The 22335-nt window shown below is 45.5% G+C and carries 20 protein-coding genes; 6 read left to right on the top strand and 14 right to left on the bottom strand.

Annotated elements, in window-relative coordinates; genetic code table 11:
* Window positions 1-14: 14 nt before the first annotated feature.
* The 11 genes from WD077_12150 to WD077_12100 form a co-directional block, all read right to left on the bottom strand.
* On the bottom strand, window positions 15-593 hold the full coding sequence (locus WD077_12150) for a cytochrome c oxidase subunit 3 (protein MEX0967984.1): 579 nt from the start codon (window positions 591-593) through the stop codon (window positions 15-17).
* Between the two features lie 3 nt (window positions 594-596).
* Entirely contained in the window at window positions 597-1511 is a 915-nt protein-coding gene (cyoE, locus tag WD077_12145) for a heme o synthase (protein ID MEX0967983.1), read from the bottom strand.
* Entirely contained in the window at window positions 1512-2528 is a 1017-nt protein-coding gene (locus WD077_12140) for a COX15/CtaA family protein (protein ID MEX0967982.1), read from the bottom strand.
* On the bottom strand, window positions 2528-4432 hold the full coding sequence (locus WD077_12135; GenBank protein ID MEX0967981.1) for a cbb3-type cytochrome c oxidase subunit I: 1905 nt from the start codon (window positions 4430-4432) through the stop codon (window positions 2528-2530). The genes WD077_12140 and WD077_12135 overlap by 1 nt, the downstream gene beginning before the upstream one ends.
* Window positions 4433-4462: 30 nt before the next feature.
* Window positions 4463-5953, bottom strand: a complete 1491-nt coding sequence (locus WD077_12130; GenBank protein MEX0967980.1) for a cytochrome c oxidase subunit II transmembrane domain-containing protein — start codon at window positions 5951-5953, stop codon at window positions 4463-4465.
* A 229-nt stretch (window positions 5954-6182) separates the two neighbouring features.
* The gene (locus WD077_12125; protein MEX0967979.1) at window positions 6183-7511 is read right to left on the bottom strand and encodes a rhodanese-like domain-containing protein; all 1329 of its coding nucleotides are present in this window, start codon (window positions 7509-7511) and stop codon (window positions 6183-6185) included.
* A 575-nt stretch (window positions 7512-8086) separates the two neighbouring features.
* Complete coding sequence (locus WD077_12120; protein ID MEX0967978.1) at window positions 8087-8977, bottom strand: DUF5777 family beta-barrel protein; 891 nt, start codon at window positions 8975-8977, stop codon at window positions 8087-8089.
* A gap of 9 nt (window positions 8978-8986) precedes the next feature.
* Window positions 8987-9397 (bottom strand): hypothetical protein, encoded by a 411-nt coding sequence (locus WD077_12115; protein ID MEX0967977.1) that lies wholly within the window; start codon window positions 9395-9397, stop codon window positions 8987-8989.
* Window positions 9398-9560: 163 nt separating this feature from the next.
* Entirely contained in the window at window positions 9561-10715 is a 1155-nt protein-coding gene (locus WD077_12110; protein MEX0967976.1) for a hypothetical protein, read from the bottom strand.
* A gap of 505 nt (window positions 10716-11220) precedes the next feature.
* Window positions 11221-12048: an ion transporter gene (locus WD077_12105; GenBank protein MEX0967975.1), complete on the bottom strand. Its 828-nt coding sequence runs from the start codon at window positions 12046-12048 to the stop codon at window positions 11221-11223.
* 144 nt (window positions 12049-12192) lie between these two features.
* Complete coding sequence (locus tag WD077_12100) at window positions 12193-12678, bottom strand: ferritin-like domain-containing protein (protein ID MEX0967974.1); 486 nt, start codon at window positions 12676-12678, stop codon at window positions 12193-12195.
* Between the two features lie 221 nt (window positions 12679-12899).
* Here WD077_12100 and WD077_12095 point away from each other — a divergent pair, with 221 nt between their 5' ends.
* Genes WD077_12095 through WD077_12085 form a run of 3 tightly spaced genes read left to right on the top strand, consistent with a single transcriptional unit; the run spans window position 12900 to window position 15549 of the window.
* Complete coding sequence (locus WD077_12095) at window positions 12900-14042, top strand: 5-(carboxyamino)imidazole ribonucleotide synthase (protein MEX0967973.1); 1143 nt, start codon at window positions 12900-12902, stop codon at window positions 14040-14042.
* Entirely contained in the window at window positions 14039-14527 is a 489-nt protein-coding gene (purE, locus tag WD077_12090) for a 5-(carboxyamino)imidazole ribonucleotide mutase (GenBank protein MEX0967972.1), read from the top strand. Before WD077_12095 ends, purE begins: the two co-directional genes overlap by 4 nt.
* A 29-nt stretch (window positions 14528-14556) precedes the next feature.
* Window positions 14557-15549 carry a calcium/sodium antiporter gene (locus WD077_12085; GenBank protein ID MEX0967971.1) on the top strand — a complete coding sequence of 331 codons (993 nt, stop codon included), beginning with the start codon at window positions 14557-14559 and terminating at the stop codon, window positions 15547-15549.
* A gap of 55 nt (window positions 15550-15604) precedes the next feature.
* On the opposite strand, the gene fumC is transcribed toward WD077_12085, so the two are convergent.
* Both fumC and WD077_12075 read right to left on the bottom strand, forming a co-directional pair.
* Window positions 15605-16996: a class II fumarate hydratase gene (fumC, locus tag WD077_12080; protein MEX0967970.1), complete on the bottom strand. Its 1392-nt coding sequence runs from the start codon at window positions 16994-16996 to the stop codon at window positions 15605-15607.
* A 71-nt stretch (window positions 16997-17067) separates the two neighbouring features.
* Window positions 17068-17988, bottom strand: coding sequence for a HAMP domain-containing sensor histidine kinase (locus WD077_12075; GenBank protein MEX0967969.1), 921 nt, complete (start codon window positions 17986-17988; stop codon window positions 17068-17070).
* 238 nt (window positions 17989-18226) lie between these two features.
* On the opposite strand from WD077_12075, the gene WD077_12070 reads away from it, so the two are divergent.
* Window positions 18227-19036, top strand: coding sequence for a hypothetical protein (locus WD077_12070; GenBank protein MEX0967968.1), 810 nt, complete (start codon window positions 18227-18229; stop codon window positions 19034-19036).
* A gap of 348 nt (window positions 19037-19384) precedes the next feature.
* Here WD077_12070 and WD077_12065 read toward each other — a convergent pair whose 3' ends face one another.
* Window positions 19385-20347 carry a DUF2279 domain-containing protein gene (locus tag WD077_12065; protein MEX0967967.1) on the bottom strand — a complete coding sequence of 321 codons (963 nt, stop codon included), beginning with the start codon at window positions 20345-20347 and terminating at the stop codon, window positions 19385-19387.
* A 109-nt stretch (window positions 20348-20456) separates the two neighbouring features.
* Here WD077_12065 and WD077_12060 point away from each other — a divergent pair, with 109 nt between their 5' ends.
* Window positions 20457-21578 (top strand): glycosyltransferase, encoded by a 1122-nt coding sequence (locus WD077_12060; GenBank protein ID MEX0967966.1) that lies wholly within the window; start codon window positions 20457-20459, stop codon window positions 21576-21578.
* A gap of 4 nt (window positions 21579-21582) precedes the next feature.
* Window positions 21583-22206, top strand: a complete 624-nt coding sequence (gene rsmG, locus WD077_12055) for a 16S rRNA (guanine(527)-N(7))-methyltransferase RsmG (GenBank protein MEX0967965.1) — start codon at window positions 21583-21585, stop codon at window positions 22204-22206.
* Window positions 22207-22335 lie beyond the last annotated feature (129 nt).

Genomic DNA, 22335 nt, shown 5'->3' with positions numbered 1-22335 from the left:
GATCTTAGTTAAGCTTATCTGAAAAGCAAGAGGAAAATGTAAAGGTAAACCCAAAGTATCGTCATAAAATGCCAGTACGTAGTACAAAGGCTTATCCTCAACATTTCTTTTGAATGTACTTTGTAATGATAGGTTGAATACAAGGTTGCGCCCAGCACAACAATACCTCCCACAACGTGAATGGCGTGAAGCCCCGAAATTATATAAAGAAAGGTACCCGCAACATTTCCGGAAACAAAAATTTTATTCGCAACCAAATCCTGCCAGGCTAAGAATTGCCCCGTTACGAATGCAAGGCCGAAAAGTGTTGTTCCCCAGAGCAATATTTTCAACCAGGCCAACTCATTTTTCCTGGCGGCATAAACGGCTGCCTGCAATAAAACGCTGGCGAATACGATAATGCCCGTGGTAACTGCAAACAGAATGGGTAGATCGAAATAGAGCCAGTTCCCTTCTGCGCGCCTGACGATATATGCACTTGTGAAGGCCATAAATAGCATGGTTACAGTCACAAGAAAAAGCCACAAGTTGAATCTTACCGGATGGACGATATAGTTTCTCTTTTCGCCTTGCAATATTTTAGCTTCAACCATTTTTTATACAATGAAAAATCTGTCCAGAATAAAGATGAGAAAAACGGCAGGAATGTAAATAAAGGAAGCGTACATCAGCTTCCGTGCTGAGGGGTCATCCAGCCTTCTGAATAATACCATGCTCCGCGCCAGCAAATATATTCCTCCGGCTAAACCTGCTATTGCCGAAACTACTCCTCCTATTCCCAGTACTGCCGGTAAAATGCTAACCGGAATGATCAACATCGAAAACATTACAATCTGAAATGCGCCCCGCCTGTTTTTTTCGCCCCCCAGAGGAAGAAGATTATATCCCGCCCGCTGATAATCCTCCTGAAGCACCCAGGCAATTGCCCAGAAGTGCGGGAATTGCCAGATAAACTGAATAAGAAACAAAGAAATCGCAATTCCGTCAATGGAGCCAGTGGCGCCAGCATATCCGATGGCGGGGGGCAAAGCTCCGGGAATGGCACCTACAAAAACGGCAATGGGCGAGTGCTTTTTTAAGGGTGTGTAAACAAATGCATAAAGGACGAGGGAAGCAAACGAAAGCCAGCCTGTAAGCGGATTATGAACGAAACCCAGCAGCAGCACACCGCTCAGCCCCAGGATTATACAAAATACTGCGGCCTCCCAGACGGCCAGCCTGTTTTGAGCGAGGGGCCTGTTTTCCGTCCGCCTCATCTTTTTGTCAGCATCGCGCTCTATGATCTGGTTGATGCCATTTGCAGCGCCAACTATCATAAATCCTCCCACGAGAATCATTATGAGTTGAAACCAGTCCACCTGTAAGCCTGATCCTAAAAGGAAGCCGGCAAAAGTGGAGAAGATCACCATGACGGTAAGGCGGAATTTTACCAACTGGCCGTAATCCGACAGTTTTTGCCGGAGATAAATTCCGGGTAGGGCATGTGTGTGATATGTTTTTTGAAAGATCATTTATTTTAGTGAAAATTCAAATTTTAAACTTTTCCTTTCAACTTCATTGTACCGGATGGCAAGGCTTGCGATTCCTAAAATCCATATTTGAAAACCGAAAAGCATTGCTGCCAGTAAAATATGCAGTGCCTGAGCTGCGGGAGGGAATCCAAAGTAGGTGAGCAGAATTCCTGTCAAGATCTGGGCTGCAGTTACCAGGCATACACCTACGGCTGCCCAAATTATTTCTCCTTTCCACCCGAATTTTTTGATGATCATGTAGATCAATAAACCATTGGTAGCAATGACGAGCCAGGCAAGGGAGCGGTGCAAAGGCAAAGTTGCTGCACTTTGAACAAGCCAGGATTCTGCAGAAGGAAGGAGATGGGTAAGCTCCGTCACTTCCTGCCTTACGAACGTTCCTATAATCACCTGGACCAGCGTAACAACGATAGCCGGAATAGCAATAAGTTGAATGGTTTTATATTGACCACTTCCTGTGTTGCTCAGAGAATTTGGAGGCAAATGATAAGCCCTCAATAATGCATAAATAAGCGTGGCCACAATGAGAAATGCCACAAGCAAGTGAATGGTAACCATCTTGGGAGCGAGGTTTGAAGCTACAACTTTGGCACCCAGCCATCCTTCAAAACATACCATCAGGAAAGCCGCAAGGGAAAGATAGAAGACGGTGCTGTCCCGCTTAAGATAAGGAAAGGAGGCTATGAGTGTGGCGAGTATGAACAAGCCCGTGAGTGCTCCAAACAACCTGTTTATATATTCTGTCCAGGTCCTGACGGCATTAAATTCCATTGAAGCGTATCCGTGATCTTTATATATTTCCTGATAATTTTCAGGGAGTTGAGAAACGTTTGTAGGTGGTATCCACATACCAAAACACTGCGGCCAGTCAGGACATCCCATACCAGCACCTGTAGTTCGTACTATTCCGCCAATCAAAATAAGGCCGAAGAGGAAGAACAGTGTGATAAGCCCCAGCTTCTTATAAACTGTACCTTTATGATAGGAGGAGGACATTATTCTCCTTTTTCCCTTTCTTCCTCATGCTCCTCCACTATATAATCCGATCGTTCTGCATAAGGAGAAGTGGTATGTTTAATCGGGTCATAGGATTCGCTGTCATAGTCAATTCCTGCTGCAAGGTCTTCATCGCTAATAGTTTGCGGAATATATTCCAGCTTCGTATCAGGATGGCTGTAATCATAAGGCCAGCGATGCACTTCAGGAATAGGGCCTGGCCAGTTTCCATGTCCTGGTCTTAATGGTGTTGTCCATTCCAGCGTATTGGCTTTCCAGGGATTGCGTGAAGCCTTCTTTCCTTTATAAATACTATGGAAAAAATTATAAAGGAAAATAAACTGAGCCCCGAATCCAAGGATCGCAGAAAGGGTAATAAAAATATTCAGGTCCATCCAGATATTGGCAAAATCAAAAGAAGTAAAGGAATAGTATCTTCTGGGAACTCCACCAATTCCAATAAAGTGCATGGGGAAAAATACCATGTAAACAGAAGCGAAGGTGAGGAAGAAGTGAAGGCTACCCAGTGATCTGTTCATCATTCGCCCGAACATCTTCGGAAACCAATGATATACTCCGGCAAACATTCCGAAGATTGCTGAACTTCCCATCACAATATGAAAGTGAGCTACTACGAAATAGGTATTATGCAGGGGGATGTCCACGGCTGCATTTCCAAGAAAAATTCCAGTCAACCCGCCCGATATAAACAGAGAAACCACTCCAATTGAGAAGAGCATTCCTGATGAAAAATCAATTTTCCCGCGCCATAGCGTAGCAAGCCAGTTAAATACTTTAACCGCAGAAGGAATTGCAATTAACAGTGTAGTAAACAGGAATACAGAACCCAGGAATGGATTCATTCCCGTAACGAACATGTGATGGCCCCATACAAGAAAAGAGAGGAGTGAAATGGCCAGCAATGATCCGATCATAGCCCGGTATCCAAAAATCGGCTTTCGCGACTGTATTGACAATATTTCGGAAGTAATTCCAAATGCCGGTAATATTACAATGTATACTTCCGGGTGGCCGAGAAACCAAAACAGGTGCTGCCAAAGAATTGAACTGCCCCCGGTTTGATCTATGAGCGGGGCACCATTAATCCATATATCGGAAAGGAAAAAGGCAGTGTTTAATGTGCGGTCAAAAATAAGCAGCAGGGCAGCGGCAAAAAGTACTGGAAAGGTGAGAAGCCCCAGAACCGCTGTCAGGAATAAAGCCCAGATGGTTAGCGGCAGTTTGGTCATGCTCATGCCCTTAGTCCGCATATTCAGAATAGTACTTATATAATTAAGGCCGCCCATAAGTACTGAAGCAATAAAGAGCGCCATTGAGAAGAGCCATAAGGTCATTCCCATTCCGGATCCGGGCATGGCTGCAGGCAAAGCACTAAGAGGAGGATAAACGGTCCAACCTCCTGAAGCAGGCCCAGTCTCCACTAAAAATGAGGAAAGCATAACAACGCAGGAAAGGAAGAAGAGCCAATAAGACAGCATATTCAGAAAGGGCGAAGCCATATCCCGTGCTCCGCATTGCAGCGGAATCAACAGGTTGGAAAAAGTGCCTGAAAGTCCTGCGGTAAGTACGAAGAACACCATGATGGTACCATGAATGGTGACCAGGGACATGTAGAAGTTAGGATCAATTCGTCCTCCGGGAGCCCAACCTCCCAGCACTATTTCCAGCCAGGGAAAGGTATCATCTGGCCAGGCAAGCTGCATTCTGAAAAGAACTGAGAGAAAACCACCAATAAAACCCATGACGATACCTGTGATGAGGTATTGCTTGGCAATGGTTTTATGATCCTGGCTAAAGATGTACTTCGTAATGAAAGTCTCTTTATGATGCGAATGCTCGTGGTGATGTATTTCTTCAGTGTGAATAGCCGCTGTTTGCGCCATGATCTTTTTCCTTAATTTACTGAGAATCTGTTATTTTATAGGGGTAACCGAAACCGGTGCTATTGAGGCTGTGCCGTCCTCAACAGAATTCTGATATGTTGAGTAAAATGCTGATTGTTCACCTACCCAGGTATCGTATTCGGGAAGCTCGTCAACAAAAATCTCCATGCGCATATTAAAATGCGCTGCACCACATATCTGGTTACAGGCCAGTTCATAATTGAATTCTTCATTTTCCACCAGTTCGCGCATTTCTTCTGTGGTTACTGTGGGCCGGAACTTAAATTGGGTGGGCATTCCGGGTACACAATACATCTGTGCGCGAAAATGCGGGAAGAAAGCTGCGTGAATTACATCCCTTGCCCTGAATTTGAAAAGGACTTCGCGGTCCACTGGCAAATGCAATTCAGAAGTAATTTTATCGTCCTGGGCATTTTCATCCTCGAAATCCAGGCCCAGCGGATTGTCCACTGAAATGAGCCGGAAATCGCTGCGGCCCAGAACGCCATCAGGCCCGGGATAACGCGCCTGCCATCCAAACTGGTAGGCGAAGATCTCAATTTCTACTTCCGGCTTTTCAGGTGAATCCGTAATTTCCTGCCAGGTACGGAATCCGAAGAATATCAGTACAAATAGGACCACGGCAGGAACCAATGTCCAGAAAAGTTCAAGTTTGTTGTTTTCCGGATAAAACAGCGCCTTTTTATTTTTATTCTTTTCTGTCCTGCCATACTTATATGTAAAGTAGAATAGGAGAACCTGTGTTATCAAAAACACCAGCAGCGTTATTCCAAGTGTAATGTTGAAAAGCAGGTCAAGCTCAACTCCGTGTTCCGAGGAGGCTACGGGCAACGTCATCGCTCCGTGTACGATAAATTCATAAGCAGTTGCACAAAGACCGATAATGAGAAAAGCCAGCAAAAGACGCGGACTCAGCGTTTGCCAATCAATTTCCATCATGGCTTTTTTATCATTCAGCGCCATGACCTTGCGGAGGATGCTCAATGTAAGGCCAAAAATCACCAGTAAAACGAGGATGATGGCTGCAATCAGAAACTGAAACAGCATATCTGATGACAGATCAGATTTAGACGTGACCTCTCCCTGTCCAGGAATATCCGCTGTTTCAGCAGTGGCCTGTGCCCTTGTAGTCGTTTCATTTTCAATATATGCCAGCACCGATCGAATTTCATTATCATCAAGCGGAGCTGGGGGCATCAGCACGTTATTGTATTGCTCAAAGAGGTTCTGAGCGTATTCATCGCCACTATTAATAACTTCCTGCGAGTTGTGGATGAAACGTATAAGCCATTCTTCCTCAAGACGATCATTGACCCCTAGCAGGTCAGGACCAATGAGTTTGCTGCCTAACTTATGGCATTGCGTACAATTTTGCTGGAATAGCTTCTCCCCGGCAGCTACGTCCTGGGCTAAGGTGGTTTGAGATAAAACGGGTAAGAACAGCAGCAGTAAGATCAGCGGTCTTATCATCCCGTTCTTCTTCAGGCTCAGAATATTCATAGAATAAAATGACGAATTTGTAAGAGGAGAATGCCTCGGAAAAACAGGTGCAAATCTATCTGATTTGAAAAGAAAAACAACACCGGCTTTATTTAATATGGCCTTCCCTGCTCTTGGGTGTTTAATTGTGAAAAAGTAGGCTTATTCGGTAGTTCACTAATCATGAAGGCCTTGCTATTGGGCAGGCCGACAAATCTGTACGTATAGTATATTGATGGATGTTTGATGATCAATAGTTACGAATGCTTTCACCCAAATCATACACAGGGACATTAAGCGTATTTTCCAGAATGCTGGCCCCGGCTGCCGAACGGTAACCGCCTGCGCAATGTACCACTATTGGCTTATCTGATGGTATCTCTGATATTCGTTCCCTCAACTGGTGCAATGGAATGTGAAGACTCTCCTCGAAAATTTTTCCTTCATCTATTTCGGGTTGATTTCGAATATCAAGGATGGTGTAATTGCCTTCGTTACGATCAAATTCTTCTTTGTTGAGATGCGCGCTTTTAACGGGCTCTGCGGGTTTGGCAATGAAAGCTGCTTTTATATTTTGCTCATAGCCGATTTTAGATGCCTTCCGGATTAGAGTGTTGATGGCATTGTCATCCTCTGCCGTCAGATAAAATTCCTCATCCGGCTCTATGATGCTTCCCAGCCAAGTTTCAAACTTGAGCCCGTCAGGTATATTGATTGAGTTGGGATAATGTCCCGCCTTAAATGATGATTGATTTCTTCCATCCACTACTATGATTTTATCTTCTGGTTGATATCCTGGCTTTTCCTTGTGGACATTTTGAATACTGCTTTCCAGATCCTTTGCCCCTTTCCGGTTTACCTCTACATCATACCCAAAATATTTTGGCATAAAAGGCTGATTCTCCAGGAGCAACTTCACGAAGTCATCCTGGGGCATGTCTTGCAACGCATAATTTTGAGAAACTTCTTTGCCTATTGTGCTGGTTCGCTCATTCCCCATAGCCCTTCCGCAAAGCGAACCGGGGCCATGAGCCGGATAAACCCGCGTTTCTCTTGGAAGCCGCATGAGTTTATTGCGCAGGCTGTCATACATCTGGCTTGCAAGTTCTTCTTTCTTTGCCCGGAGGTTTCCCGCTGCCTCGCGTAAATCCGGGCGGCCTACATCCCCCACAAACAGTGTATCGCCCGTAAATACTCCGTATGCCGAATTGCCGTCATCATATAGTACCACGCTGATGCTGTCAGGCGAATGGCCGGGCGTGTTGAGCGGCCTGAAGGTTACATTGCCAATATGCAACGCGTCTCCTTCGTCAAAGCCGGTGAAAGTATAGGAGGGCGCGGCAAGCTTGCTTGTATAGATCTTAGCTCCTGCTTTACGGGCCAGTTCCGCATGGCTGCTTACAAAGTCTGCATGAGGGTGGGTTTCAATTACGGCTTTGATCGTTGCGCCCAATTTCTCTGCAAGATCAAGGTATGGTTGCGGATCCCGTGCAGGGTCAACTACCGCCATCTCTCCCTCGCTCACAACTGCGTATGATGCGTGAGCAAGACCTTCATCATAAAATTGATGGACGTTCATGTTGGGATGTTTTAGAGGGCCAAAGTTAGAGCTATACAATCCAATTCTGCAAGCAGTGCAGCACTGCCAGGGTGTAAACAGAAAATAGCCGCACCAGAATCCCGGTGCGGCTATCTCCCCAACCAACCCAAAAACAAACCTATGAAAACCTGTTTCTTGTATTTAAAAAACCTTGTTCTGTTATCGTTTTGACAAGAGCAAATGTCTAAGATGAGTACAGTCTCCGCAACTCGGAAAATGCCTTCTGCTTGCCACTGTAAGAAATCCTGACTAACCTGCTTCTGACTGGCCCGGAATTCTGTCTCGAATTCGGAAAATGGTTATTCGGAGATAAAAAGGGCTAAAATTTTTTTGAACCCCGGGTTTTAGAAATGTGAGAAATTTAAAAGGCCCGGCCTCTTTAGTGTAAATTGAACTTCAACTTCAAAATTTCAGACAGGTAGACTCTCCCGGTCGATGAGTTTTCATCCTGATATTCAGTATTAAATTAAATAATAAATGGGATTACGAAACCACTGAGATTAAAAGAAAGCTAAAATTCCAGTGGAAAAATGGCTAGGGATAAAAGTCTGCAGCTATTTTTCTGATACCAATGTAAAAACTCTGGAGATATTGAAACCGAAATGGATATCACCTAATAACCAATCGCCTTCTGTTTCTGTGATGAAACCGCGTTCGATCATTCCGGGAGAATTGGTAAAATGAAGTTGGAAAACATGGCCGCCCGTCTCTATATCAAATCCAAAGGAGAGGGATTGGGTTTTGTTATCGGCTATCTGATCTGGCAGAACGTACCAATATTCCGCATTCAGGGAAACGCTGGGCGTGAGCTTTTGCCGGGCCGCGATTCCTATGGCGAAGACATCATTCTGTAATTGGGTATTCTCAACCAGGTTCCGGTGAACCAGCGTGGGTGAAATCTGGAAACTGAAGTTTTCATTGACTTTTCGCCCGAAAATAATCTGGTGGGTAAAATCCAGCCGGGAACTAAAGTAATTCTCCCGGTCAGGCTCCGGCCACCGGATGGTTTTAACTGCGATGCTGGAAAACCAGCTCAGCGAAATGGGCATTGTTTTCTTGCCTGTGCTTTGACGCAGGAGCTTACCTTTTACGAAACCGTCATAGGTTTTTTCAAAGCTGCTCCTCCCTACGCCAACCATCAACCAGTCCGTCAGGCCATATTCCAGTCCCAGCCTGATCTGTGCGCCATCTAAACCAAAGAATTCGTAGGCTCCGGAATTCACCCGGCCAAAGCGATGGGATATGCGAAAATCCAATACGCCTCCACCTACATTTTCCAGGGAATGTGCATTCACCACGCGAGTGGATTTAAAAGTAGCATAAGTATAAACGGTTTCTTCCTCCTCTTCCTCTTCCAGCATTTGCATCAGATCTTCCTGGCCATATAGCTGGATATTAGAGAGAAGAAACAGGGAAAGCATGAAAAGAATTGGCCTGTAGTTCATGGGGAGTCGTCAGTTGTTTAGGGCACCTTGATTTACCCAGGCAATAATTGTATTCACCTGGCAATCGAGTAGTTTAGGCTCATTATAAGGCATGGGAACAGCAGCACCGCTATGTGTTACAGCGGCAGCCAATCGTCCGTCTTCAGCAACGGCTTTTACACCGCTATGGCTTTCGAGAGAAATTCCAACTGCGGGAGCGCTGCTGGCGTGGCATCCGGCCCGTATACAGCTCGTTACGAGGATCGGCTTAATATCATTGACAAAGCTCACGGTTGTAGTATCGCAATTGCTGCCGGTAGCCGGATATAACTCCTCTTCGTTATCATAATAGCAGCTTGTAGCCCCAAAGAAAAAAGACATGAGGAGAAGCAGCAACCGCCATTTTCGATAATTATATATTCTAAATTTTAATAGCCTCATTATTTACTGCATTTTCTACGGGAAGAGAATTTCCCTTATCTGCTGGCAAATATGAACTTTTATAAGGCTAAATTAAACAGGGAATAGAACGAACGGGAATAAGACCCGGATGAACGGGGAACGGGCTATGTCAGAAGAGAAGACTTGTTCGGCCAGGGCAGCATTACCCGGCCAGGCGATATTTACGGCCCCGCTTCAGCCGGGCGGGAATCGCTGCATGTGACGACTCATTTAGATTACCGCCTATCACTACCATTTGATCCGGAGAACCGGAAAGTAAGCTTGGCTTTTTCACATATCCCAGGTTGAGGGCTGTAACCAGCACAGCAGGTTGAAGGGCATACCAGTAAAAGTTCAGCATCAGTCCGGCATCCAAGGGGTGTACTTTGACAGGGATTGTTTTCTTTTTTTCGGATGAGCCGAAATGAACCGGATCGTCCTTAGACCCTTGCAATTGAATACTGCCCATAGAGGTCACCACAATCCTTGCATCGCCTGCAAATTTTATTTCCACGCCTTCAGCAATAGTCATGAATGCTGAAGTGGAACCGTATCCGATCATTGATATATCCTTGAATAAATAAGGAATACCGGCATCCTTTACCTGGCATTTTCCGAATACCCGGCCCCCCCGCACTTCCACACAATTTAATCCATTGTATCCGCAAACGGAATTGAGTCCATCCAGCACGCCTAACAAGCCGGCTTCAAGGCTCAGCGGAGCCCGCAGGTTATATTGCATGGTATTATTATTAAACCGGGTGAGGTTATAGTTTCCGGAGCCTATGTGTATACCATCACCTCCGCTTTCATTAAATGTACAATGGCTGAGCGCAATTCCCCCGCCTTCTGCTCCCGACTTCAGCCGAAGGTTGGCATGGACCTCAAGCCCGTCAAAACTGCTACCCCCACCATGCAGCAAATGGCAATGCTCCAGAATATTTCCTGAAGTATCATTGTTAAAATATATTCCCCGCCAAAAACCATGATCAGGTTCTGCGCCTCTAAAAATTATAGGAGCTGTGGCGCTGCCCTGGGCTTTTAATTTACCATTGCCACGAAATTCAATTCCGGCATTTTTGGTAAAGCAGATTTCCACGCCTTCTTCAATGATCAGCCGAGAACTGATCATCAGTTTTTGAGTAATAATATAATCAATGCCTACGCCCCGCTTGTTAAGCACCGTTTCCTTAGTTATATACTGGTCATCAATAATCAGCGGTTCCTTTCCTGCAGTTTCAGGTAAATTATCTCCGGTTGCAGGCCGGAATTGCCGGGTGGTTGAATTGGGGAATATGGTAGGTGTGGCTTTTCCCATAACGTCAGTATGCTTTTATTTTATGACACAAATCTACTGGCCGAACCTTCCTGTGGAATACTAAATTCGTATGCTTCATTGCGGCTGTAAGAATTTTTCTTTTAAAACAATTTCAGATTATTAAGATTCCCGGAGCAGCATTAAAAAAAATTAATTATTTAAATAGCAGAAATATAGTACCAAAACTTACATCAGGTACTTTATTGTTGCGCAAACATTCACTTATTCTTCTGAACGGGAATATGGTGTGTCTGAGACGATATTTTCGGCTTTTATTACCACGGCAGCCTCCCGCAACAACGGGATGAGCCGGAAGAAACTTTATCAGAAATCATTTTACATTTTATATTTTCAATAAATATAAATCAGAGCGTGGGGGGAAGAATAAAAATAGAAAGCGATTGCGCTGGACGAGGATAAAAATGTATGAACAAAAGCAAATTCAAAAAGCTATCGGATATATTGAATAAAAGAAGAATGTGGGGCTGGGAATTATCGGAGTAATTTAGTGGTTTATAGGATGGCCACAACTTTTACAAAAATTAGAATCAGCCGGAAGTTCTGCTGTCCCGCAATTTTGGCAGGAGGTCTCAGCGCTAATGCTGGATTGAAAGGCGCGCGAATATTCCACACTAACAAGGCCCGTAGGTACGGCAATAATTCCATATCCCATCAACATTACAATGGAAGCAAGCATTTGTCCCGGCACCGTTTGCGGAGAAATATCTCCATATCCTACCGTAGTGAGCGTAACGATGGACCAGTAAATACTTTTTGGAATGCTGGTAAATCCATTTTCAGGACCTTCAATGAGGTACATGGCTGCTCCGATAATAACCGTCAGCACCAGAACTGTCCCTAAAAAGACGATAATCTTTTCGAAGCTGTTGCTTAAGGCCCTTCTTAATACTGCGGCTTCTCCTAAATAGCGGGTGAGTTTCAGCACCCGGAATACACGTAAGAGGCGAATGGCTCTGATCACAAGCATAAACTGCGAGCCCACCAGGAAAAAGCTGAGATAAGTAGGCAGGAAGGAGATCATATCCACAATGCCGAAAAAGCTGAAGATATATCGCCAGGGCTTGCCGGTACTCACTATCCTTAATATATATTCAATGGTAAAAAGGCCGGTAACACAATACTCAATTACCCGGAGGGTTGTGCCGTATTCGGCTCTGATCTCCTCCACGCTCTCTAACATGATTGCAACAACACTAAGCAGAATCACTATTAGCAAGGCCAGATCAAAGAATTTTCCTGCCGGTGTATCTGCTTCAAAGATGATAACATGGAGCCGGAGCCGCCAGCCACTCAGTTTTTCTTTTCCATACATGGCGGTCAAAATTAAATAGTTTGGGATGGCTGGAAAATATTCGCTACCGGCTATGCCCGCTGATATTTACCAATTTCTTTGTTTCATAAAAAAGCCCGCAGAGTAAGGTCTGCGGGCTTTTCAACATGCAAAGTTGAAGGAAGTTTATGCTTCAGCTTTTTGGTTGATGCGCTGGGTAGCCAGGTTGTTCAGCTTCTGGTCAGCGTTTTTCTCTTCATTAAGCGTTTGGTTCAGGAGGTCAGCCAAGTCATTGTGGCCGAGTTCCATAGCAAAGTGATGCGCTGTGCCATATCCAGAAATTTCATAATGCTCTACCCGTTGTGCGGCAGCGATCAGCCCGGCATCTTTTACACGGGCTTCAGCATCCTCATCAATCATATCTTCGCCTTCTTTCACCAGGCCGGCCATTGCTTTGCACTTTTCGCCAGTGAGTTTATGACCGAGTTTTTCGCCTATTTCCTCAAGGCGTTGTTTGTGGCGCTTTGTCTCCTCAAGATGGTCGCTGAAAGCACGCTTTAACTGGTTGTCGGTCGCTGCTTTTTCCATTTTTGGAAGTGCTTCAACCAATTGATCTTCAGCGCTGTAAAGATCCTTTAATTCGTGGAGGAATAAATCCTCAAGATTTTTCATTTTTGACATAATACCTGAATTTTTAAGTTGGTTTGCATGAGAGAAATTGTTAGTTGAAAAACGCCAATATTCTTGGATTGTTTAAAAACATTTAGTTTCAAAAATGAGCTGTTTTCAGAATATGAAAAGACCAGGTGGACATTATGAACAACCGGATTATAATGCCATTATTCAGTTAGATTTGCCGCGTATCCATCAATCACAAAAGGCGGGGGAATTTTATGAAGAATTACTTTTCTGGCGGCTTCAGGCTTGGCATTTTGGGAGGAGGGCAGCTAGGACGAATGCTCATTCAGGACTGCATTGATCTCAATATTACTGCAGATGTGCTGGATCCTGCTGCCAATGCGCCTTGCAGCCGTATCTGCAGCCGTTTCACCAAAGGCAGTTTTCAGGATTTCGATACTGTTTATCAGTTCGGAAAATCAGTGGACATGATTACCATTGAAATTGAGAATGTGAACGTGGAGGCACTCGAAAAACTGGAGAAGGAAGGAACCCCTGTATATCCGCAACCATCCGTTATCCGCATCATTCAGGACAAAGGCGAACAGAAGCAGTTCTATCAGAAGCATAAGATCCCAACGGCACCTTTTGTCTTAATTAAAGGAAAGCCCTCAGTAAAAGAGTTTGGAGAAAAGATGCCTTATGTACAAAAATTAAGACGGGAAGGATATGACGGTCGGGGCATATTTAAGATTTATGAAGAAGGACACTTTGAGGATACATTTGAGGAGCCGAGCGTAATGGAAGCGATGCTGGATATTGAGAAGGAAATTTCTGTAATTGTAGCGCGGGATATTGAGGGACACATGCAGGCATTTGATCCGGTGGAGATGGAATTTCATCCTGCATACAATCTGGTGGAATACCTGGTGGCTCCGGCCCACATTACCAAAAAGCAGCAAGAGGAGGCGGTAACCCTGGCCAAGGATGTTGCTGATAAATTAGGGATTGTGGGTATTCTGGCAGTGGAAATGTTTATTGATAAAAACGGAGAACTGCTGGTAAATGAATGCGCGCCCCGCCCGCACAACAGCGGCCATCATACCATTGAAGCCTGCCATACTTCGCAATATCAGCAGTTGCTACGCGCTATCCTGGGTTTGCCGCTGGGCAACCCTTCCTTAATGATGCCGGCCGTTATGATCAATTTGCTGGGGGAGCCGGAAGTTTCAGGTGTGGCCAGTTATCATGGCATTAAAGAGGCGCTTGAAATGGACGGAGTGAAACTACATTTGTATGGGAAAAATGAAACCCGGCCCGGACGCAAAATGGGCCATGTAACAGTAGTAGATTTGAGCGTGAAAGAAGCGCATGAAAAGGCACAACAAATCAAGAAAATCTTAAAGGTACTAGTATGAACCATCCGTTAGTAGGAATTATAATGGGCAGCCGAAGCGATCTCAATATTATGCAGGATGCTGCCTTTGTGCTCACCGAACTTGGGGTGCGCCATGAGATACGGGTAATTTCTGCCCATCGCACACCGGAGATGATGTTTGAATATGCAAAATCGGCTGCGGAACGCGGCCTGTCAGTGATCATAGCCGGAGCAGGAGGGGCAGCGCATCTTCCGGGCATGGTGGCTTCTCTGACGCATTTGCCGGTAATCGGAGTGCCCATCAAATCGGCCAAAAGCCTGGACGGCTGGGATTCAGTGTTGTCCATCCTGCAAATGCCTGAAGGTGTGCCGGTAGCCACAGTAGCGCTGGATGCCGCCCGAAACGCAGGGATCCTGGCTGCTCAAATTGTCGCTACCTCGGAACCCGAAGTTGCAGACCATCTCATAAAATTCAAGGAAAGCCTGAAGGATAAAGTGAGGCGTCATTCAGAAATTGAGTTGTAAATTATTCACTCTTTAATATAAACCATTAGGTGCCGGTATTTCTGAACATCCTGTTTTTCGTTGGTGGTATGGTCCTGTTGCTGGTAGGAGCCGAGTGGCTTGTAAAGGGTGCCTCCTCACTTGCCAAACGCTTTAATATTTCCGAAATCGTAATCGGTATGACCGTAGTGGCTTTCGGAACTTCCACCCCGGAACTTGTAGTAAACATTATTGCAGCCGGAAAAGGCAGCAGTGATATTGTTTTTGGAAATGTCATTGGAAGCAATAATTTTAATATGCTTGCAATTCTTGGCATCAGCGGCCTCATCTATCCGCTGGCGGTGAAATCCAGGACCGTAAAAAGCGAGTTTCCATTTATGCTCTTTGCTGTCCTGCTTTTGCTCTTCCTGGTGAATCAGTATAGCTGGTTTGGCATCCGCTCCAATATTCTCGGCCTCGCTGAAGGAATAGCCCTGGTCGTATTTTTTATCATCTTCAACCTTTACGAATTTTTTCACATTGCCCAGGATGATGCCATCGAAACAGATCCGGTGGATATGCTTTCACGCTGGAAAACGGCTATGTACTGCATTCTTGGCCTGGGCGGATTGATTTGGGGCGGAGACCTTGTGGTGAATAGTGCCATCACCATAGCGCGCCACTTTCGGATGAGCGAGCAGATAATTGCTCTCACCATCGTAGCTGCCGGCACCAGCCTGCCGGAACTGGCGACCTCGGCAGTGGCCGCTTTCAGGAAGAAAAGTGATATCGCAGTCGGCAATATTGTAGGCTCCACTATTTTCAACATCCTGCTGGTGCTGGGCGTCAGCCTTATAATTCACCCCCTGGCTTATGACCCCGTGATGAATGTGGATATGTATATAATGCTGGGAGCCAGCGTCCTGCTGCTGACGGCCATGTTTACAGGCAAAAACTTTAAGCTGGACCGCTGGGAGGCCTTTATTTTCCTGGTCATATTTTTACTCTACTACTTTTACAACTACATGCGTTACGCGTACGATCTAAGGCTGATAGACGCATAGTTCGTAATGTATTCACAGGATTTCCCTGCTAATGATAAAATTGCTTTTCGATCCTCTAATCTCTCCCCACCATCCTTGCAGGATCCACATATCTATCAAATTCCTCTTCTGTAAGAATGCCCAGGTCTGTGGCGGCTGCTTTTAAGGTAGTTCCCTCCTGATGCGCCTTCTTGGCTATTTGGGCTGCCTTATCGTAGCCGATGTGAGAATTAAGCGCAGTCACCAGCATGAGCGAATTGTGCAGATTTTGGTCTATGCGTGCTTCGTCAGGCTCTATGCCCGCCACACAATTTTCTGTGAATGAAACGCAGGCATCTCCAATAAGCCGGGCGCTCATCAGCACGTTGAAAGCTATCACAGGTTTAAAGACATTTAACTCAAATTGGCCATTCATTCCTCCTATGGTTACTGCCGTATCGTTACCGATCACCTGTGCGCAAACCATCGTTATGGCTTCCGGCTGGGTGGGGTTTACCTTTCCCGGCATAATGGAAGATCCGGGTTCATTTGCAGGAATAATAATCTCCCCGATTCCACTGCGCGGGCCGGAGGCTAACATTCGTATATCGTTGGCAATTTTCATCAGCGCAACGGCAGCGCGTTTCAAAGCTCCGCTCATTTCCACCATCGCATCATGAGCAGCCAGTGCTTCGAATTTATTTTCCGCAGGTACAAAGTCGTATCCTGACAGACGGGCAATGCGCGCCACCACTTTCTTGTCATAGTGCTTTGGGGCATTTAATCCTGTGCCCACGGCTGTGCCGCCCAAAGCAAGTTCGGCCACGTGGGGCAATGCATTCTCAATGCAGCGGAGCGAATGCTCTGCCTGCGAGTGGTATCCTGAGAACTCCTGGCCCAGCGTGAGAGGCGTGGCATCCATAAAGTGAGTGCGCCCTATTTTAATGATGTTGTCAAAATCTCTGGCATTTTTCTTCAGCGCGTCCCGTAATTTTCTGAGCCCGGGAATCGTGGTCTCCATCACCATTTTGTACACGGCAATGTGCATAGCCGTAGGGAAAGTGTCATTGCTGGATTGCGACTTATTTACATCATCATTTGGATGAAGCACTTTACCCGTATCAGAAAGTTCACCGCCCTGCAACACGTGGCCCCGGTTGGCGATCACTTCATTCACATTCATGTTGCTCTGCGTTCCGGAGCCGGTTTGCCACACCACCAGCGGAAACTGCTCGTCATGCTTCCCTTTGAGTATTTCATCGCAAACTTTGCCGATCAGGTCTGACTTTTCCTGAGAGAGTACACCAAGTTCAACATTCGTTTGTGCAGCCGCCTTTTTGAGAATGGCGAATCCACGAATAATTTCCATTGGCATTTGCTGGCCACCAATTTTAAAATTTTCTATTGATCGCTGGGTTTGTGCCCCCCAGTATTTTTTGGCAGGCACTTTAACTTCACCCAGGCTGTCTTTTTCAGTACGATATTCCATGTGTCTTTTGTCTTGATTTTAACAGGACAAAAGTAAGGTGTAGGGACGGAGCCGGAGCAAAGTGATGGGCATTACTGAAGGGAATGGATGCGACAGGGGAGCCAAATGGTAAAAGCCGACCCCTGGGTTTGCCGGTTTTCAAGATTCAGTTTGCCCTGCAGTTTTTCAATGGCCATATTAGCCGTATACAATCCTATTCCTGCCCCTTTGCTGGACAAGCCGCGATAAAAGAGGTCGTAAACCCTTTTCATCTGGTTCGCGCTGATTCCGATGCCAGTATCGCAAATGGTGATGATCAGTTGTTTACGCTTTACCTCTTTAATGCTGATATCTACCTCATGGCCTGTCGTTTTGTTTTGATACAAAATCGCATTTTTGATAATCTCATGCAGGGCAAATGAGAGCAGCTTTTTATCGGTTTCAAATGCAATGGCGGGAATTTTTTTATGCACTTCCGGCCAGTCCTGCTCCATCGTTCTCAGTCTTTCTTCTTTAATGATCTCATCTATAAGTGTTCTGGCATCTATAATTTCAGGACTCACCTCCCGGTCCAGGATAGCGGTAAGTTTTATAAGTCCCTGAATGATTTTGTCCGATTTTTTTGCCGTCAGTTCCACCCGATCCAATAAATGCAGGACGTCCTCTTTCTCCGTAAAATTTTTTCCAACGTTTGTAAGACCAAGAATAGTGGCTACCGGCCCACGCAAATCATGAGACATTCGATCAAAGAATATCTTAAGGTCCCGGTTTTTCTTATCCAGGAGGCTTTTCATAGCATCAATTCTTCTCTGGTATGCTGAGATAATTATGAAGAACAGCAGGGCCGTAACACCAATGAAAAACAGTCCTTTAAGCGTTTGGCCGCTTATAAGCATTTGAGGATCAATGAAAACTTCCGCCATCATCTGATCAGATATTAAAATCCAGATGCCACCGAAGATTATATACAGAACCGTAAGGATCAGTACCTGTGATAACCATCTTTTCTTCATCTTCCTCTAAATATATTTTGATACCAGCACTTTTCATTCTCAGGCTTTCTTCCCGGGAATTTCAACAACCTGATATAGTGATAAAAAGGATCGAAAATGACCTGTAGCTGCCAAGCCCGTTTAAATACAATGGTAACAAATAGTTTTGATTCAAAGAATGCCTCCCGAAGTTCCCGGCACGGAACAAAGGAACGGGAGCGAGTATCTTTGTTCCACTCTATCTGCTTTAATAAATAGTATGAAGAATATAAAAAATGTTTGGTTCGGATTGCTCATTGCGCTTACGGCCTGTGATGCCGGGGGTGGCGATAACAAGGTTCCGGCTGCTGCTGACGGCAGGGCCTGGGCTGATCCCATAGAGGAAGCACACAGGAAGGAAGCATGGCAACAAGAGCAGGTGCTAAAAACACGGATAGCTTATTTTTCAGGCGAAGAAGTTCGGTTCGCAGGGTGGATGTATATGGAGACGAACGGCAGTAAATCACGGTTTGAACTGGACAACGGCAGCATTGCTGTATTTGATGGCGAAAAGGCGTGGGTGGTGCCGGATACCGGTTTTCAAAAGGCAAGGTTCCATTTGCTCACGTGGCCCTACTTCCTGGCTGCACCTTATAAGCTCAACGATCCCGGCTCACATTTGACGGATCTTGGAACCCGTACTTTGCAGGGAGCCGAACTTCCTGCTGCTAAATTGACCTTTGATGAAGGAGTAGGTGATACCCCGGATGACTGGTACATTGCATACATGGATCAGGAAACGAAACGATTAAAAGCATTGGCTTACATCGTAACCTATGGTAAGCCGGAAGAGAATGCTGAGGATGATCCACACGCTTTAATATACGATGAGTTTGTGATGGTCAATAAAATTCCGGTTGCCACGGAATGGAGGTTGTGGGAATGGAATGAGAAAGCGGACGTAACAAAAGCCCTGTCTCATCTCAGGCTTGGCAGCATTTCTTTCATAAACATGGAGGATAGTTTATTTATCAAACCAGAAAACGCAACGGAGGATGTGTTACCAGAGCTGAACGTCCAACAGCAATAAGCGTTAGAATTTTATGACTGAACAGGATTTTTTAATTCTGTTTATAAATTTTCAATAAGGAGTTTTATTTATAATTTTGGATATACTGTTATTTTAATGAAATTAATGCAGGATGAACAGGTACTGAAGCGAGTAGTCCTGGTCTTATTTTCATTTTTTTAAAAACCTTAGTAACAGGAAAAATAAAAGCAACCTAACCTTATTTTTCCCCCTGACTGTATAGCCGTCAGAGGGCTCCAAACCCACGGACGACTAATAACCAATTCCTGGCCTTTTGACCAGACGGGAATCATTTAGTGTGTCTTTATAGTCTAAAAATAAAATGGTTAATTATAAATTCAAAATTTATTAAAATTGTAAAAGATGCATTTTTATTCCATCCTCCTTATTTAATTCCAAAGCAGGAGCCGGTATTTTAATAAAAGAAATTACATCCAAAACCGTGTTCCATGTTTTGCTTCCTGTTTCAATGCCGGCCAGGTCGGCATCCAGGCTGAGATAATATTGGCGGTAGCGCGGAAAAGGCGGAACAGGATTTCCATTCACTTCGGCAGGATTGGCTATGGCGCCAATCATGCCTTCAGCGCCATATCCGGCTGACAAGCAAAGCCAGGGCGGCACTTGCCATTTCTTCGGAGTGAATTCGGCAATCGGAACGGAGAGCCAGATGGTTTGCCCGTTGTAATCTTTCAGCATTTCCTGCATCAGTCCGTCTCCCAGGGTGTTGGGGCGATGCTGTGCATATTTTGTGGGTGAGAAGCTGAACTTGAGCACAGCTTTTTGTTCCTGCCAAGCCAGTTGCTGCGAAATAAAAATAACGGAACCTGCGGCATTGGCAGCCAGGTCACTCAATGAAAAGCCCCATTTTTCAGAGAAGCCGTCCAGTATTTCAATGGGAGTTTGAAGTACAAAACCGGCAATGCCACCGATCCAGGCGGACTTATTTTCAGACACTCCGCTCCACCTGCAGGCTTTATAGGCAAGCAAGCTTTCGTGATAGGCGGTAATCACATGTCCTGCCTTGTCCATTTGCAGCCATTCGCGGCTGTCATTAAATAAATGAAATCGGCTACGGCCAAAATCCTTGTACCATAGTTCGTTAAGCCCGATGAGCGTTCCGGCATAGAGGGCAACTCCGGTAACCGCTATCAGCCTTGCACGGCCCGGATGATAGCCGGTATCAGTTGGAGAAACATCCTCCTCCTGTAATTGCAGACTCAAGGTATCGGGATGCGGAGACTGGCAGTACAACAGGGATGGGGAAGCCAAGACGAACATCAGAAACAGGACGCGGAGAATTGTTAAATCCATTGCTTCAAAAATATGACACCGACAGGAGATAGGCGCTCGTAAATAATTGGGAGATTTCTTCAATCGTTGCGGTTGGCTTTTGCTTTAGCTTTGCTGCAAATTATACGCTATGCCCTTGCTGAACTGGCCTGAAATCCTCGAAATCGCATTTTTTGTTGTCTCGGTTGCTGAACTTATCTTTCTGTTTTTCTTCTTCATCAGGCTGCCGCTGTTCAAAGTAGATTGCGATACGCAGATACGAGAAATGCCCGTCTCGGTAATTATCAGTGCAAAGAACGAGGCCCGGAATCTGAGCAGGTATTTGCCCCTCATTCTGGAGCAGGATTATTCGAGCTACGAGGTAATTGTGGTAAATGACAAATCCTTTGACAACACCCGTGAACTATTGGAAGAACTCAGCGCGAAATATCCACACCTTCAGGTGGTTCAGGTAGAGGAGCATATTCACGACTTCAAGGGGAAAAAGCTGGGATTGACCCTGGCCATCAAAAGGGCCAATCACGAATTCCTGCTATTTACAGATGCTGATTGCCGTCCGCGAGACAAACAATGGCTGAAGCTGATGCAACGCAATCTACAGGAAAAGGACATAGTGCTTGGGTTCTCGCCCTACATGCGAAAAGGAAATCTGATCAATACTTTGATCCAATATGAAACATTCCACACGGCATTCCAGTATTTTTCCTTTGCGCTGGCCGGAATGCCCTATATGGGCGTGGGTCGTAATATGGGATATAAGCGCTCGCTATTTTTCAGTGGGAAAGGCTTTGCCAATCATCTTGGCGTTGCTTCCGGGGATGATGATCTTTTCGTGAATCAGCACGCCACCAAGGAGAACGTAGCTATTGAACTTTGCCCCGAAACCCATATTCTGAGCGAACCGAAGGAAAACTTTTCGCAGTGGATGTACCAGAAAAGACGGCACCTTACGAGTGGAAAGTTTTATCGTAAAAAGCACCGGGCGATCCTGCTGATGAGTTGGTGGATCAATTTCCTGTTTTATGCGCTGTTTGCTGCGGTCATGGTGGCCGATCCGCAGAATTATATCGTGCCTGCCATTTTTGGCGGAGTTTTCCTCAGCCGGGCTGTCATTATTGTTTTATCACTTAAAAAGCTGAAAATGATGTTCATGGCCTGGTGGGTGATGTTGCTGGATATACTTTTCCAATTGTTTCTCTACCCGCTGTTAGGGTTGTTTATGATGGTGAGCCGAAAGCCATCCAACTGGTGAGCACATGAAAATAACCCGATACTTTCCCGGCCTTACGGACAAACAGCAACAGCAATTGCAGACGCTCGAAACCGGCATTAAGGAATGGAACGAAAAGATCAACCTGATAAGCCGCAAGGATATTGAGAACCTGATGGAGCGGCACATTCTGCACAGCCTCGCCATTGCCCGTATTATTAGTTTCAAGGGTGGCACTACAATAATGGATGTGGGCACAGGAGGCGGTTTTCCCGGTTTGCCGCTGGCCATACTTTTCCCCGGCAGCCATTTTCTTTTAGTAGATTCAATTGGTAAAAAAGTGAAGGTGGCCAAAGACCTGGTGGCCCGCCTGGAACTTGGCAATGTTGAGGTAGCGCAAACGAGGGTGGAGCAGGTTGAGGATGAATTCGATTTCATTACAGGCCGGGCAGTTACACGGCTTCCGGAGTTCTGCAACCTTGTCCGCGACAAGATCATTACAGCCTCTTTTAATCATCTGTATAATGGCGTCCTCTATCTCAAAGGTGGTGACCTGAGTGATGAGTTGCGGGCGCTGCCAAAGCGTGCGCGGGTAATGGTTTATCCCATTTCCGATTATTTTGATGAAGAATATTTTCAGACAAAGAATGTTGTGCATGTGGCACTGTAGCCGGCAATCTTTAATTATGGCCAGCATTTAGGAAAGATATTCGCTATTTTTGCATTCGCATTAACAAAAAGGTACCGTGGCCGAGTGGCTAGGCAGAGGTCTGCAAAACCTCGTACAGCGGTTCGAATC

It is taken from the genome of Bacteroidia bacterium, from assembly GCA_040880525.1.
In the GTDB taxonomy this organism is placed as follows: domain Bacteria; phylum Bacteroidota; class Bacteroidia; order CAILMK01; family JBBDIG01; genus JBBDIG01.
Note: the sequence above shows the minus strand (reverse complement) of the source record. Positions and strands in the feature narration are given on the sequence as shown.

Excerpts from the sequence above, each read along its gene's own strand:
- WD077_12150 (MEX0967984.1), bottom strand. The coding sequence starts at position 593 with ATGGTTGAAGCTAAAATATTGCAAGGCGAAAAGAGAAACTATATCGTC.
- cyoE (MEX0967983.1), bottom strand. The coding sequence starts at position 1,511 with ATGATCTTTCAAAAAACATATCACACACATGCCCTACCCGGAATTTAT.
- WD077_12140 (MEX0967982.1), bottom strand. The coding sequence starts at position 2,528 with ATGTCCTCCTCCTATCATAAAGGTACAGTTTATAAGAAGCTGGGGCTT.
- WD077_12135 (MEX0967981.1), bottom strand. The coding sequence starts at position 4,432 with ATGGCGCAAACAGCGGCTATTCACACTGAAGAAATACATCACCACGAG.
- WD077_12130 (MEX0967980.1), bottom strand. The coding sequence starts at position 5,953 with ATGAATATTCTGAGCCTGAAGAAGAACGGGATGATAAGACCGCTGATC.
- WD077_12125 (MEX0967979.1), bottom strand. The coding sequence starts at position 7,511 with ATGAACGTCCATCAATTTTATGATGAAGGTCTTGCTCACGCATCATAC.
- WD077_12120 (MEX0967978.1), bottom strand. The coding sequence starts at position 8,977 with ATGAACTACAGGCCAATTCTTTTCATGCTTTCCCTGTTTCTTCTCTCT.
- WD077_12115 (MEX0967977.1), bottom strand. The coding sequence starts at position 9,397 with ATGAGGCTATTAAAATTTAGAATATATAATTATCGAAAATGGCGGTTG.
- WD077_12110 (MEX0967976.1), bottom strand. The coding sequence starts at position 10,715 with ATGGGAAAAGCCACACCTACCATATTCCCCAATTCAACCACCCGGCAA.
- WD077_12105 (MEX0967975.1), bottom strand. The coding sequence starts at position 12,048 with ATGTATGGAAAAGAAAAACTGAGTGGCTGGCGGCTCCGGCTCCATGTT.
- WD077_12100 (MEX0967974.1), bottom strand. The coding sequence starts at position 12,678 with ATGAAAAATCTTGAGGATTTATTCCTCCACGAATTAAAGGATCTTTAC.
- WD077_12095 (MEX0967973.1), top strand. The coding sequence starts at position 12,900 with ATGAAGAATTACTTTTCTGGCGGCTTCAGGCTTGGCATTTTGGGAGGA.
- purE (MEX0967972.1), top strand. The coding sequence starts at position 14,039 with ATGAACCATCCGTTAGTAGGAATTATAATGGGCAGCCGAAGCGATCTC.
- fumC (MEX0967970.1), bottom strand. The coding sequence starts at position 16,996 with ATGGAATATCGTACTGAAAAAGACAGCCTGGGTGAAGTTAAAGTGCCT.
- WD077_12075 (MEX0967969.1), bottom strand. The coding sequence starts at position 17,988 with ATGAAGAAAAGATGGTTATCACAGGTACTGATCCTTACGGTTCTGTAT.
- WD077_12070 (MEX0967968.1), top strand. The coding sequence starts at position 18,227 with ATGAAGAATATAAAAAATGTTTGGTTCGGATTGCTCATTGCGCTTACG.
- WD077_12065 (MEX0967967.1), bottom strand. The coding sequence starts at position 20,347 with ATGGATTTAACAATTCTCCGCGTCCTGTTTCTGATGTTCGTCTTGGCT.
- WD077_12060 (MEX0967966.1), top strand. The coding sequence starts at position 20,457 with ATGCCCTTGCTGAACTGGCCTGAAATCCTCGAAATCGCATTTTTTGTT.
- rsmG (MEX0967965.1), top strand. The coding sequence starts at position 21,583 with ATGAAAATAACCCGATACTTTCCCGGCCTTACGGACAAACAGCAACAG.